This is a genomic window from Candidatus Pelagibacter sp. HIMB123, from assembly GCF_052048195.1.
Lineage (GTDB): Bacteria > Pseudomonadota > Alphaproteobacteria > Pelagibacterales > Pelagibacteraceae > Pelagibacter.
Window position 1 is genome coordinate 54,009 of sequence record NZ_JBNAIL010000008.1, and the last position, 13,146, is coordinate 67,154.

The 13,146-nt window shown below is 31.6% G+C and carries 13 protein-coding genes; 6 read left to right on the forward strand and 7 right to left on the reverse strand.

The genetic code is table 11. From position 1 onward, the window contains the following. Positions 1-74: 74 nt before the first annotated feature. Genes ACTTBL_RS02405 through ACTTBL_RS02420 form a run of 4 tightly spaced genes read right to left on the reverse strand, consistent with a single transcriptional unit; the run spans position 75 to position 3,522 of the window. Complete coding sequence (locus ACTTBL_RS02405; protein ID WP_440643447.1) at positions 75-1,043, reverse strand: 2OG-Fe(II) oxygenase family protein; 969 nt, start codon at positions 1,041-1,043, stop codon at positions 75-77. Continuing rightward, positions 1,040-1,993, reverse strand: coding sequence for a DMT family transporter (locus ACTTBL_RS02410; protein WP_440643448.1), 954 nt, complete (start codon positions 1,991-1,993; stop codon positions 1,040-1,042). The genes ACTTBL_RS02405 and ACTTBL_RS02410 overlap by 4 nt, the downstream gene beginning before the upstream one ends. 40 nt (positions 1,994-2,033) lie before the next feature. Continuing rightward, complete coding sequence (locus ACTTBL_RS02415; protein WP_440643449.1) at positions 2,034-2,495, reverse strand: thioesterase family protein; 462 nt, start codon at positions 2,493-2,495, stop codon at positions 2,034-2,036. 1 nt (position 2,496) lies between these two features. Continuing rightward, positions 2,497-3,522, reverse strand: a complete 1,026-nt coding sequence (locus ACTTBL_RS02420; protein ID WP_440643450.1) for a quaternary amine ABC transporter ATP-binding protein — start codon at positions 3,520-3,522, stop codon at positions 2,497-2,499. 125 nt (positions 3,523-3,647) lie between these two features. Here ACTTBL_RS02420 and ACTTBL_RS02425 point away from each other — a divergent pair, with 125 nt between their 5' ends. After that, the gene (locus ACTTBL_RS02425; protein WP_440643451.1) at positions 3,648-4,379 is read left to right on the forward strand and encodes a class II aldolase/adducin family protein; all 732 of its coding nucleotides are present in this window, start codon (positions 3,648-3,650) and stop codon (positions 4,377-4,379) included. After that, positions 4,379-5,530 (forward strand): TauD/TfdA family dioxygenase, encoded by a 1,152-nt coding sequence (locus ACTTBL_RS02430; protein ID WP_440643452.1) that lies wholly within the window; start codon positions 4,379-4,381, stop codon positions 5,528-5,530. Before ACTTBL_RS02425 ends, ACTTBL_RS02430 begins: the two co-directional genes overlap by 1 nt. Here ACTTBL_RS02430 and ACTTBL_RS02435 read toward each other — a convergent pair. The 3 genes from ACTTBL_RS02435 to ACTTBL_RS02445 are packed head-to-tail and all read right to left on the reverse strand — an operon-like array spanning position 5,514 to position 8,775. Further along, positions 5,514-6,944, reverse strand: a complete 1,431-nt coding sequence (locus ACTTBL_RS02435) for an aldehyde dehydrogenase family protein (RefSeq protein ID WP_440643453.1) — start codon at positions 6,942-6,944, stop codon at positions 5,514-5,516. The two genes, ACTTBL_RS02430 and ACTTBL_RS02435, sit on opposite strands and share 17 nt — an antisense overlap. A 20-nt stretch (positions 6,945-6,964) precedes the next feature. After that, positions 6,965-7,906 carry an NAD(P)-dependent oxidoreductase gene (locus ACTTBL_RS02440; protein ID WP_440643454.1) on the reverse strand — a complete coding sequence of 314 codons (942 nt, stop codon included), beginning with the start codon at positions 7,904-7,906 and terminating at the stop codon, positions 6,965-6,967. Continuing rightward, on the reverse strand, positions 7,903-8,775 hold the full coding sequence (locus tag ACTTBL_RS02445; protein ID WP_440643455.1) for a DMT family transporter: 873 nt from the start codon (positions 8,773-8,775) through the stop codon (positions 7,903-7,905). Before ACTTBL_RS02445 ends, ACTTBL_RS02440 begins: the two co-directional genes overlap by 4 nt. Before the next feature lie 58 nt (positions 8,776-8,833). Between ACTTBL_RS02445 and ACTTBL_RS02450 the strand changes: the two genes are divergently transcribed. The 4 genes from ACTTBL_RS02450 to ACTTBL_RS02465 all read left to right on the forward strand — a co-directional run bounded on the left by ACTTBL_RS02450 (position 8,834) and on the right by ACTTBL_RS02465 (position 13,127). Beyond that, positions 8,834-9,580, forward strand: coding sequence for a maleate cis-trans isomerase family protein (locus ACTTBL_RS02450; RefSeq protein ID WP_440643456.1), 747 nt, complete (start codon positions 8,834-8,836; stop codon positions 9,578-9,580). Continuing rightward, positions 9,580-10,749 carry a M24 family metallopeptidase gene (locus ACTTBL_RS02455; RefSeq protein WP_440643457.1) on the forward strand — a complete coding sequence of 390 codons (1,170 nt, stop codon included), beginning with the start codon at positions 9,580-9,582 and terminating at the stop codon, positions 10,747-10,749. The genes ACTTBL_RS02450 and ACTTBL_RS02455 overlap by 1 nt, the downstream gene beginning before the upstream one ends. A 45-nt stretch (positions 10,750-10,794) precedes the next feature. After that, complete coding sequence (locus ACTTBL_RS02460; RefSeq protein WP_440643458.1) at positions 10,795-11,880, forward strand: ABC transporter ATP-binding protein; 1,086 nt, start codon at positions 10,795-10,797, stop codon at positions 11,878-11,880. Between the two features lie 128 nt (positions 11,881-12,008). Then, positions 12,009-13,127 (forward strand): extracellular solute-binding protein, encoded by a 1,119-nt coding sequence (locus tag ACTTBL_RS02465; RefSeq protein WP_440643459.1) that lies wholly within the window; start codon positions 12,009-12,011, stop codon positions 13,125-13,127. Positions 13,128-13,146: the final 19 nt, after the last annotated feature.

Here is a 13,146-nt window from a genome sequence, read left to right on the forward strand (position 1 = left end):
ACCGATCCCACTTTCGTAAATTTTTGAATTTAACGACGAGTTATGTATCGCTTTATATTTAAACCTTATTATTACTAACGTTGATATTCAATAAATTTCTTTAAGGATTTGTTAAGAAATTTCTCATAAATTGGACCATTATTTTTGAATTTGCTTCCATTTAAAAATGATTGGTTCATTTTGAAATCATAGGACGGTTCAAAGAAAAAAGGAACAGAGAGTCTCTTACTTTTATTCCACAAAACTCTGTGATTAGTTGCTTTAAATTTTCCTTTGCTTAGAAACTCCAAAGCTCTACCAGTGTTTACTACTAAAGCTTTTTTGTTAAACGGTACATCATACCATTTTTTATTTTTTCTATTTTGTACCTGCAATCCACCTTTTCTATCTTGATAAAGTACCGTAAACACTCCACTATCAACATGTGTTTCACATCCAAGAGCAACCCCGTCTTGTTTAGATATTTCTATTGGTTTTGTTTGATTGGGATAATAATTAAATCTTAATGTGCTTAATGTTTTTAATCTTGAAAAAGCTGCACTAGAAATATCGGGGTTTTTTTTATTAAGTTTTATTACGCTTTTAAATAAAGTTTCACTCAATCTATAAATATTATCAAAATATTTATTTAAAATATTAATTGAGTTTTTATTAAAACACAGACCTAGATTAAGAAATTCTATGTATTGATTATTTAAATTTGCTGAATATTTTTTTGTAACCTTCAAATCACCTATATCTAAACCTTCTTTTCCATTAACATCATTAGGAAAATATCCTCTATATAGATTTTTATTTTTTTTATTCCATTTTTTAGGTGATAATTTTCTTTTCTTACTGTCTGGTAAATTAAAAAATTTGTTGCCAACCTCACATGTTTTTTTAATTTCTTTTAGATTAATTCCATGACCGATAATTTGAAAGAAACCAACATTGTTACAAGCTTTTTCAATTTCTTTAATTGTTTTAAAAGCATTTTGAGTTTCAAAATTATTTTTAATTAGCGATGATATATTAATTGTTGGTATATAGTTTTTGTTCATCTTCTTACTGGAGTTTCTGTTGCAATATATTGATCTCTAACTCTTTCTCTAAGGTAAATATAAATTCCAGCTGCTATTATACAGGCAACTCCGATAAAGGTTCTGGCTGATGGTATTTCGTTAAATAAAAAATAACCAGGAATCATAGACATTATAATTAAAGAATATTCAAACAATGAAACAACTGATGGTGAAGCAACAATGTAAGCCGAAAATATACAAAGAAAAGCAATCGATGCAGCAACACCAAAAAATAAGATAAATTTCCATGTATATTCAATATTTGAAAACCATTCTCTAAAAATAAATTGAGTAGTGGGGTCAAAATTAGGATTGTTCAATTGACCATTTCCCATGAATAAAAAGATTATTCCACAAAGGATTAATGCAATTAGATAGAAATAAAAAAGTTGTGTGTTTACGTCATCTTTGTCAGATGTATATTTAGTTATTGTCATTGAAGCTGCATAAAAAAATGCGCATAGGACTGGTAATAAACTTTTGTACTCAAAATCAGAAAAGTTTGGATCTAATACAATGAATACGCCAATAAAACCAAATACAATTGCAGACCATCTTCTAATACCAATAAATTCCTTCAAAAAAAATTTTGCAAAAATTGATACAAAAAATGGACATGAAAAAAATAAAGCATTTGCAGTAGCTAATGGCATATAGGTTAAAGAAATGAAGAATGCAGAAAAAGCCAAAAAATGAAGAATAATCCTGACAAGTGTTAAAAAAGGATAATAAGTTTTTAATGAAACTTTTTGGCCTCTGAATTTGATGTATCCAAAAAGTAAAATTGCTGCAACAAAATATCTTCCAAAAAAAATCTCATAAAGTGCAGCTTTTTCAAAAATAAATTTAATTAAAGAATCCTGCATTGCAAACAAAGTCATTGCAGCAATAATTAAAAGAATTCCTTTTGAGTTATTGTCAGTGCTCATTATGCACCTATATCAAAAAAAAAATCTTTCGAATATTTAATTATTTCTTCAATTTAGAAGTGAATAGAAGACCTTCAGTTGAAAATTTTGATTTGTTTTGTTCAATAAAGTCTTTCATTATTTTTATTTTTTCTTCCTCAAATTCTGTGACTTTCCTTTTGCTTAAATCTATATACAGCGATATCCATTCCATAGATGCAGAAAGTTTGTTAGTTTTTTGAGAAATCATCTCCATTTTGAAATGCAATCTTTTTTTATCATGATCAAAATAAGTGAGATTAACATTAACCATCTCACCTTCTTTAACTTCATTTAAGTATTTAGTATTTGTTTCAACAACCATAGTACTTCTATTAAGATCTTTTGCTGCAGTTCCTCCCATTTTGAATTTTTCAAGCGCAACTTCCCATGCTTGATCAAAAACAAGCACATAATAAGACATGTTCATATGGTTGTTGTAATCAACCCATTCCTTTTTTACTTCGAAAGTTTTTAATAACACTTTATGATCTTGTTAATGAAGACTGTAATTCTTGGTTTGAAATGTATCCCTTTACATTTCCACTTTTATCAACCACTTCACAATTTGAATCTGAACAAACAATTTTTGGTAAAAAATCTTCAATAAACTCATCTTCATTTACTTTAATTAAGTTTGACTTGTCTATGTCATTAGCTTGATCAGTAGTTTTCATAATAATCTTTGCCTTGATTACTTTTGCTCGGTTTACATCTTTTACGAAAGCTTTTACATAATCATCAGCAGGGTTCATAATAATTTCCTCAGGAGTTCCTACTTGAACTAATTTTCCAGAATTTAATATCCCAATATGATCTCCTAATCTTAATGATTCATCTAGATCGTGCGTAATAAATACAATTGTTTTTTTTAATTCTGCTTGAAGATCAATTAATTGTTTTTGCATATCACTTCTAATCAGAGGATCTAGAGCGCTGAAAGCTTCATCCATTAACATAATATCTGTATCAGTAGCTAATGCTCTTGCTAAACCAACACGTTGCTGCATTCCTCCCGATAATTGAGCAGGGTATTGATTTTCAAAACCAGTAAGACCAACTGCATCGATTTTTTCCATCGAGATTTTATTTCTTTCATCTTCACCTTTCCCTTGCATTTCTAATCCGTAACCAACATTTTGAATTACTGTTTTATGCGGGAACAAACCAAATCTTTGAAATACCATGCTCATTTTATGTCTTCTAAATTCAATGAGCTTCTCTTTATCAAGTGACATTACATTCGTGCCCTCAACTAAAATTTCGCCATCAGTTGGATCGATTAGTCTATTTAGATGTCTTATTAGTGTTGATTTCCCTGATCCTGATAAACCCATACAAACAAAGGTTTCTCCTTCTTCAATTTTAAGCGAAACATTATCTAATCCAACGGTATGACCTGTTTGCTCTAAAATTTCATCTTTTGTTGCACCATCTTTTACCATTGGCAGTACAGAGGAAGGGTTATTTCCAAAAATTTTGTAAACGTTGTTGATCTCAATTTTTGACATGATGTAATGTTCTAACAGTTACAATCATCATATGTAAAACAAATATTATACAACTTACAATTGTTTTAAGAAATAACGGTTGTATTTATTTGCTTTTACTTATTTTTTAAATAAGAATTTTATTTATGGAGCAAACAGATAAAGATGTGCGACTAGAGTTGTCCGCTCTCTATAGAATTTTACATATGTACGGTATGACTGATCTTGCAAATCAATGTGCAGGCGCAAGATCTGCTGAGGATAAAAATTGTTCTTTTGTTCATCCATACGGAATGTTTTATGAAGAAATTACCGCTTCATCTTTAGTTAAAATTGATCAAAACGGAAAAAAATTAGACTCAGATGGACCTTGGTTAAATGATGGATGCATTAACCTTGCTCAATGGATTTTTAATAAAAGAGACGATGTAAATTTTTATGTTCATGGACATGCCAACGATGTGATGGCAGTTGGTGGCACTAAAGAGGGTTTAATGTATCTCTCACAGGCTGCAGTTTATTTAAATCATCTTGTTGGATATATTGATTATGAATTTGTTGAGGACAAAGAATTTGGAAGCAAATTTGAAAACCTAATTAGCAAACACGATATTTTGATTACTAGAAATCATGGATATTACACTTTAGGAAAAACTGCAGCAGAAGCATTTTTCAGAGCTTATTATCTGGAGCAAGCATGTTCAGTTCAGGTAAAAAATCTTGCTATGGGATTAAACAAACATGAGATAGATAAACAGAAAGCTGCATATTTCTGGGAAAACATGAGTGACTCTGATGATTATAATTATGATGGAAAAACAGAGTGGGCTGCTTTATTAAGAAAATTAGAGAGAGAACATTCAAATTATAAAAATTAATGGAACAAAATTTTACAATTAAAAATATAACTAAAAATTCTACAAATTTAGAAGTTGACTGGAGTGATGGAAAAAAAAGTAAATTTAATTATTTATGGCTAAGAGACAATTGTCCAACTGCACATGATAAAGACTCACGTCATAGAATGTTTAATATTTTAAAAGTATCAAATAATATTAATCCAAAAAAATTTTCAGTAAATACTGAAGGTAAGCTTGAAATTGAATGGAGTGAGGGAGACCACGTAAGTTATTATGACCAAAATTGGTTAAGAGAAAACTGCTATACAATAAAAAATAATTTAAAATATAAATCACCATACCAACTTTGGGATAACTCTTTGCAAAATGATCTGAAGTCAATTGAGATTGAACATGATGAAATTATGAGTTCAGATGAAGGACTTGTCAGATGGTTAGAACTCTTACATCATACTGGAATTGCTATAGTAAAAAATGCTCCAACTGAAAATAATTCTGGCTTTAAAATTTTAAATAGAATTAGCCATACCAGAGAAACTTTTTTTAAAACACCATTTGAAGTAATTAATATTCCTAAACCAAATAATTCTGCTTACACAGCACATGCACTAAGAAATCATATGGATTTACCATGGTTTGAAACACCACCTGGTTATCAATTTCTTCATTGTTTAGTTAATTCTGCAACGGGAGGAGACTCATCCGCTGTAGATGGGTTTGCAGTAGCGGATTATTTAAGAAAAAATGAGAAAGAAATATTTGATACGCTAGTTAACGTTCACTTAAAATTTAGAGACATGGATTATACACAAGAGTCTGTAAGAAGTTATTATGCACCCGCGATATCTCTAACAAAAGATAATGATTATCATGATATTCGGTTTAGTGTAGCAACGATGGATGCTTTAGACTGTCATCCTGATTTGATGGATAAAGTTTACAAAGCTCATCACCGATTTGGAAATTTGCTTCATGACGATCAATTCCAAATTAAATTTAGATTAGGACCAGGTGATATTTTTTCTTTTAACAATAGACGATTATTACACGGTAGAACTGAATATGATCCAAACTCAGGACATAGACATTTACAAGGTTATTACATGGATCGAGATGAAATTATTGGAAGACTAAGATATTTAAAAAATTCGGTTAACTCCAACCAGTAACATTCTTTACTTCAAGATATTCCTCAAGGCCCCAAACACCTCCTTCTCTCCCATTACCTGATTGTCTGTAACCACCAAATGGAGTTCCGGCATCTGCTCCATTTCCATTTATGTAAACACATCCAGATCTTAATTTTTTAGCAACTCTGTGTGCTTTTTCTCTGTCTTCAGTTTGCAAATAATTTCCAAGACCATAAGAAGTATCATTTACAATATTGACTGCCTCATCTTCGGTCTCAAATGGAATTATAGATAATACAGGTCCAAAAATTTCTTCTTTAGCAATTCTCATTTCATTAGTTACATTTGTAAATATAGTCGGTTTAATAAAATATCCTTTGTTCAAACCGTTTGGTAACTCAGGTCCACCTGCTGCAAGAGTTGCGCCTTCAGAAATTCCACTTTTAATAAGATTTATAATTTTATCATATTGAACTTTAGAGATGACGGGTCCTATATGATCTCCTTTTTTTGAAGCTTGATCTACTTTAATTTTGTTTGCTTCATCCACTGCTTCTTTAACAGCTCTTTCATAAATTGATTTCTCAACCAGCATTCTTGTTGGTGCATCACAAGATTGACCAGAATTGCTCATTACATTTCGAATACCATCTCTTACTGCATCTTTATAACTGTCAGCAAAAACAATGTTTCCACCTTTACCACCTAATTCAAGACAAACCCTTTTGATTGTTTCTGCAGCGTTTTTTGAAATTAATCTTCCTGCTCGTGTTGAACCTGTGAAAGAAACCATATCAATATCAGGGTGGCTTGAAATGTGGGTTCCCACTCCTGCGCCGTCTCCATTTACCAAATTAAATACACCTTTTGGAAAACCTGCTTCATCAATCATTTCTGCAAATAGCATTCCAGAAATAGGAGCTATCTCTGACGGTTTTAAAATCATTGTACATCCAGTTGCGAATGCAGGGACAACCTTCAAAGCAATTTGATTAATTGGCCAATTCCACGGTGTGATTAATCCACAAACTCCAATTGGCTCATAATAGATATGATTATTTGATTTATTATCAAAGTGTTCATCAAATTTAAAATTTTTTAATCTTAAAATGAAATCATCTAAATGATCTTTCCCTGAAGCCGTTTGAACATCTGTTGCCCAATCCATTGGTGCACCCATTTCAAGAGAAATAGCCTCAGCCATTTCATTAAATCTTTTTTTATAAACTGATGATAATTTTTCAAGTAAACTAAGCCTTTCTTTCTTGCTAGTTTCTTTCCAAGTATCAAAGGCATTTTTTGCTGATTTAACAGCTAAATCTGTATCCTCTTTTGATCCTAAAGAAATAACAGCAAACGGGTCTTCATTGCATGGATTAATTACGTCAAAATCATTTTTTTTAATTGGATCAACCCACTGACCATTTATGTAAAATTTTCTTTTATCTAACATTTTTTATCTTAACACATTAATTAAATTTCATATCCTTTTTCCTCAGGTTCATTATCAACCAACTCATCAGGAAAACCATTAGCTCTAAAATTAATATTATTTAAATCCTCCATCCTTTTCACAATCATTGATGACCAAGCTCTGGAACCATATTTTTTTTGACCATCTTTAAAAATTTCAACTATTTGTGGAGAAATTTCTAAAGGAGCATTCAGTTTTTTTGCAAGATTATCAAATAGACTTGTGTCTTTTAAAACCAAATCCATTGTAAAATTTATATTATAAGATCCATTTAATATAACCTGACTTTCAGTTTCATGCACAAATGAATTACCAGAGGAAATAGCAATTCCTTTATAAGTTTTTGCTAAATCTAAATTAGATTTTTTTGCTACAGTCCAAGCCTCACCTAATGCAACTAAATGTGCAGATGCTAGATAATTTGTAATTACTTTTAATACACTTGCTGTACCAAGCTCACCAGTGTGTAATATTTTTCTCCCCATAACAGTTAATGCAGGTAAAATTTTTTCAAATGCTTTTCTTTCTCCACCAACAAATATTGCAATATTACCTGTTGCTGCTCTATGACATCCACCACTCACAGGCCCATCCATTGGTATAGCTTTTTTTTCTATTACTTTTTTCCCAAGTCTTTTTACTTCATTTTCATCTGTGGTGCTCATTTCTAACCAAATTTTATTCTCTGATAATCCATTTATAATTCCATCATCAGCCTCCATCACTTCTGCAGATACTTCAGGAGAAGGAAGGGAAGTAATTATTAAATCCGAGTTTTCTGCTAATTCTTTTGGAGATTTTGCAACCCTAGCACCTAAGTCTTTTAAGGAATTTGTTAAATTTTCATCTAAATCTCTTACTGTAAGATCAAAATTGTTTCTTAATAAACTTCCCGCAAGTTTTCCTCCAACATTACCTAAACCAATAAATCCAATTCTCATTTTATTTCCTCTTCTTTTTTGTTTTTTGTAAATACAATTAAAATCACACCAACTATGATTATTGTGCCCCCAATAAATAATTCTGGTGTTGGTTTTTCACCTAAAAGAAATATAGCGGCTAACAAACCTGTTGGTGGTATCCCCATAGTAACAATTGGAAGTACTTTATAAAGCGGGTTATTTTTTAAAACATAATAAAAACAACCGTATGTAATTGGTTGCATAATGAAACCAATATAAATAGCAATAATCCAATGATCAAATTTTGCATTTGTCAGATAATTAATTGTATTTCCATCAATTATTGCAGATAGAATTACCAAGATTGGTCCAGAGAATAATGCTAACCAAGCAACTAATGCTAGAGGATTAATTTCTTTGCTTAATGGTTTAACCATAACTTGTCCAAGAGCCCATACAGCTGAACCTAAAATCGTAAGACCAATTCCAATAAATTTTCCATCTAAGTTAGGAGATCCAGTTAAAATATAAACACCAACAAAAGCGATAGCTATACCAATCAAAGCTCTAATAGTTGGTTTTTCTTTAAGCATGAAGTAAGCAAAAATAACTCCAAACGGAACTTCTGTTTGGACTAAAAGAACTGCTGCCGATGCATCAATTAAATCTAACCCTGAATAAGTAATGCTATATTGTAAAGTATTAGCCACTAATGATGCTGCAAATATTCTTTTTAAATAACCTTTTGGGATTGGAAACCACCATATCAACAATAATGCTGCAAAAGTAAATCTTATGCCCATCAAAAGAATAGGAGGAAAAGATTCAAATGCAGGTTTAGCTATTACAAAACCAAAGCCTAAAAAAATAGGCACCAAGGACGCTACAAAAGTATCTTTTATATTCATACCTATTTTTTATATTAATGATTATTAAAGAACTTCTGATATATTCACCTTTTAAAATATGAATTCAACAAAAATAGATCCCAAATATATTACTAAATCAAATCCAAGAATTGGACTTATTGCCCTTGCAAGCGATTTTATGATTGAAAGAGATTTTATAAACGTAATTAAAGACAGAGAAGTTGATTTCTTTGTAAATCGTATCGAATGCTATAACCCACTAACAAAAGAAAATTTGATCAAAATGTCAAATAAAGTAACTGAGGTAACAAAAGATATATTACCTGATCAAGATATCGATTGTGTTGTTTATGGCTGCACATCTGGAACAATAGCTGCAGGCTACGAGTCTATTGAAAAAAAAGTAAAAGCTGCAAAACCTATGGCAGAAGTGACAACTCCAAGCACCGCTGCAATCAAAGCTTTAAAGAAATTAAATATAAATAAAATAAGTCTATTTACACCTTATAGCAAAAAACTTAACGATGAAGTTTTGGAATATTTTAAAAACGAAGGATTTGAAGTTACTTCAAATTCTTATTTTGATATAGAAGCAGATTACGATATTGGAAAAGTTGATCAGAATTATTTATATAATGTTCTATCTGAGATAGATTTAAATGGCGCAGAAGCACTCTTTGTTTCTTGTACTGCTTTACCAGTGTTGCCAATTATTGATAAATTAGAGAAAAAATTAAATACTATAGTTTTATCTAGTAATCAGGCTTTAATTTGGGACACCCTTGTTAAAATAAATAAAAATAACTCGGTCGAGGGATTTGGTAAATTATTTAAAGAAAATTAATGTTGTTCACAAAAGAAGAATATAAACAAAGATTAACAAAAGTTAAAAAAATGATGCAAGAAAAAGGCATCGATCTTTTAATCTCACATGACACGAACAACATGAATTACCTAACAGGTTATGATGCTTGGTCTTTTTATTATGCTCAATGCGCAATTGTTCATATAGATGCAGACGAGCCTCTATGTTTTGTTAGGGCTCAAGATGCAGGTGGCGCATATATTAAAACTTATTTAAAGGATGAGAATATTTTAGTTTATGACGAAAATTATATCCATACTTGGCCAAAACATCCTTATGATAATTTGGTAGAGATTATAAAAGAAAGAAAATGGGATAATTTATGCATTGGATTAGAAATGGATGCGCATTACTTCACTGCGTTTTGTTATGAAAAAATAAAGCAAGGATTACCTAATGCAAAAATCAAAGATAGCGATCGTCTAGTTAATTGGGCAAGGTTAGTAAAATCAGATGCTGAAATAGGTTTCATGAAATCTGCTGCAAAAATTTCTGAAAAAGGAATGAAAACTGCAATGAAGGTTATTAAACCAGGAGTAAGACAGTGCGATGCAGTGGGTGAAATTCAAAAAACTTTATTCTATGGAACGGAAGAATTTGGAGGAGAATATTCTAGTATTGCAACATTACTTCCAACAGGGAAAGGTACTTCAGCTTCGCATTTAACAGCAACACAAGATAAATTTGTGGAGGGTGAGGCTACAATTATTGAATTATCTGGAGTTTATAAGCGATATCATGCTCCAATGGCGAGAACAGTTCTGCTTGGAAAACCCAATCAATTAAAGATTGATACAATGAACAAAACAATTGAAGCTTTAAATGCTGGCATAAGTCAAATTAAGCCTGGTAATACAGCAGATGATGTTGCTCAAGCTTTTTGGAAAATATTGGATAAATACGGTATAGAAAAAAAATCTAGAACAGGTTATTCGATTGGAATTGGTTATCCTCCTGATTGGGGTGAGCATACACTCAATATCTATAAAGGTGACATGACAGTTCTTGAGCCCAATGTTTGTTTCCACATGATAGCGGTAATGCAGTTTGGAGATTGGGGTGTTGAAGCATCTGAGGCTATAAGAGTTACAGAGAATGGATCAGAATTGTTTTGTAATTTTCCAAAAGAGCTTCATATTAAGAGTTAATTAGCTATTGAAATCTATTTATACAAATGTTTTATATTCACCTTTATGTCTAAAAATCCAGAATTTGTAAAATTCGATAAAGTAGATAAAAGTTATGACGGTAAAGTTCTTGTCGTCAAAGATCTTCAATTAGATATTGCAGAAGGTGAGTTCATTACAATGCTTGGTCCATCTGGTTCAGGTAAGACAACTTGTTTAATGATGTTAGCTGGTTTTGAAACACCAACTCACGGTGAAATATTATTAGATGGAAACATAATTTCTAATATTCCTCCACACAAAAGAGGTATCGGAATGGTTTTCCAAAACTATGCATTGTTTCCACATATGACAGTTTATGAAAACTTAGCTTTTCCATTAAGAGTAAGAAAAGTTGAAAAAGATGAAATAGATAAAAAAGTTGATAAAGCCTTATCTATGGTTTCATTAAGTGGATTTGAAACTAGAATGCCAGCTCAACTTTCAGGTGGACAACAACAAAGAGTAGCAGTTGCAAGAGCACTAGTGTTTGATCCAGCAGTTGTATTAATGGATGAACCTCTTGGAGCATTAGATAAAAATTTAAGAGAAAGCATGCAATATGAAATCAAACATATTCATGAAAGTATTGGTGTAACAGTTGTATATGTAACTCATGATCAAAGTGAGGCATTAACTATGTCAAATAGGATTGCAGTATTTAATGATGGAAAAGTTCAACAACTTTCAAATCCAGCAGAACTTTATGAGAAACCAGTAAATTCTTTTGTTGCTGAGTTCATTGGTGAAAATAATACTTTTAATGGAGAGGTAGTTGATATCGCTAAAGATAAATGCAAAGTTAAATTAGCAAATTCAGAAATATTAGCTAATCCAATTTCTGTTAAGTCTAAAGGTGAGAAAACAACAGTCTCATTAAGACCTGAAAGAGCATTAATAAACCCAACTGATAAGATGGACAATATGTTTACTGGGAAGATTGAGGAAGTAATCTATCATGGTGATCATACAAGAGTTAGATTAAATCTTTTAGGAAGTTCTGAGTTTATTCTTAAAGTTCCTAACAGTACATCCAATTTAGAATTAAAAGTTAGTCAAGATATAAATATTGGGTGGAATAGTGTTGACGCTAGAGCATTAGACCCAAAATAATTTCAATTAAAAATATGTATATCTAATATACATTTTAAAGACAAAATCAGCTGTTGACTTCACTTTAGCTATTTGTTGTACTTTTACTTATATAAATTAATTTATATCAACGTTTAAACGGAGGAATAATGAAAAAACTAAGTAAATTATTACTAGCTCTTTCTTTTGTTTTATCTCTTACTTCTTCAGCCTTTGCTGTTACAGTAGCATCATGGGGTGGAGCTTACACAGAGTCTCAAAAGCTTGGGTATGGTGATCCTACTGCTAAAGCACTTGGAATAGAAATCAACTGGGTTGACTATTCTGGTGGTTTATCAGAAATCAAAGCACAAAAAGAAGCGGGTGCTATAACTTGGGATATCATAGACTTATTTGCATTCGATACTATTAACGGATGTGATGAAGGTTTATTTGTTAAATTTGATTTTGACAAAGACTTCCCAGCTGCACCAGATGGAACTCCTGCAAGTGAAGACTTCTTTACAGGAATGCCAAGTGAATGTGCTGTAGGTAACATTTTATATTCTTGGAACTATGCTTTTGATACAAGAGCATTCGGTGGTAAAGAGCCTAAAACAATTAAGGATTTCTTTAACACTAAAAAATTCCCTGGAAAAAGAGCAATCTACAAAAGTGCTTTAACTAATCTAGAAATCGCTTTAGCTGCTGACGGTGTTAAGTTAGGTGACGGCGGAACTAGAGTTTACAGAAAACTTTTAGAAGAAGGTGGAATTGATAGAGCTATGAACAAAATCAAAGCTCTTTGCCAAGATCCTAATGGTGGATGTGTATTCTGGTCTGCAGGTGCTCAACCACCTGAATTATTAGTTGCTGGTGAAGTTGTAATGGCAACTGGTTGGAATGGAAGATTCTTTAATGCTGAAATAGGTGAAGGTGCTCCAATTAAACAAGTATGGGATGGTCAAGGTCTTGACTACGAATATTTCGCACTTGTTAAAGGTGGACCAGATGAAGCAAATGCTAAAAAAGCTTTAGCTATGATGACTAACACAGAGATGTTAGCTGGTAGCGCGAAGTACATTGCATATGCTCCATGGAGAAAATCTTCTCTTGATGTAATCACTGCTGGCGAGCCATGGTACAAAGATGGTAAAACAGAAATGATGCCTCAAATGCCTACTGCTCCTGCAAACACTAAAAACTATTTCTTAGTTGACCCATTCTTCTGGGCTGATTATGGAACAGAAATTGGTGAGAAGTGGGAAGCAATGAAAGCAGGTCTATAATTTCAGTTTTAAACACTGA

Bases quoted from the DNA above. Each gene is read 5' to 3' on its own strand.
- ACTTBL_RS02405 (WP_440643447.1), bottom strand. From the start codon at position 1,043: ATGAACAAAAACTATATACCAACAATTAATATATCATCGCTAATTAAA.
- ACTTBL_RS02410 (WP_440643448.1), bottom strand. From the start codon at position 1,993: ATGAGCACTGACAATAACTCAAAAGGAATTCTTTTAATTATTGCTGCA.
- ACTTBL_RS02420 (WP_440643450.1), bottom strand. From the start codon at position 3,522: ATGTCAAAAATTGAGATCAACAACGTTTACAAAATTTTTGGAAATAAC.
- ACTTBL_RS02425 (WP_440643451.1), top strand. From the start codon at position 3,648: ATGGAGCAAACAGATAAAGATGTGCGACTAGAGTTGTCCGCTCTCTAT.
- ACTTBL_RS02430 (WP_440643452.1), top strand. From the start codon at position 4,379: ATGGAACAAAATTTTACAATTAAAAATATAACTAAAAATTCTACAAAT.
- ACTTBL_RS02435 (WP_440643453.1), bottom strand. From the start codon at position 6,944: ATGTTAGATAAAAGAAAATTTTACATAAATGGTCAGTGGGTTGATCCA.
- ACTTBL_RS02440 (WP_440643454.1), bottom strand. From the start codon at position 7,906: ATGAGAATTGGATTTATTGGTTTAGGTAATGTTGGAGGAAAACTTGCG.
- ACTTBL_RS02445 (WP_440643455.1), bottom strand. From the start codon at position 8,775: ATGAATATAAAAGATACTTTTGTAGCGTCCTTGGTGCCTATTTTTTTA.
- ACTTBL_RS02450 (WP_440643456.1), top strand. From the start codon at position 8,834: ATGAATTCAACAAAAATAGATCCCAAATATATTACTAAATCAAATCCA.
- ACTTBL_RS02455 (WP_440643457.1), top strand. From the start codon at position 9,580: ATGTTGTTCACAAAAGAAGAATATAAACAAAGATTAACAAAAGTTAAA.
- ACTTBL_RS02460 (WP_440643458.1), top strand. From the start codon at position 10,795: ATGTCTAAAAATCCAGAATTTGTAAAATTCGATAAAGTAGATAAAAGT.
- ACTTBL_RS02465 (WP_440643459.1), top strand. From the start codon at position 12,009: ATGAAAAAACTAAGTAAATTATTACTAGCTCTTTCTTTTGTTTTATCT.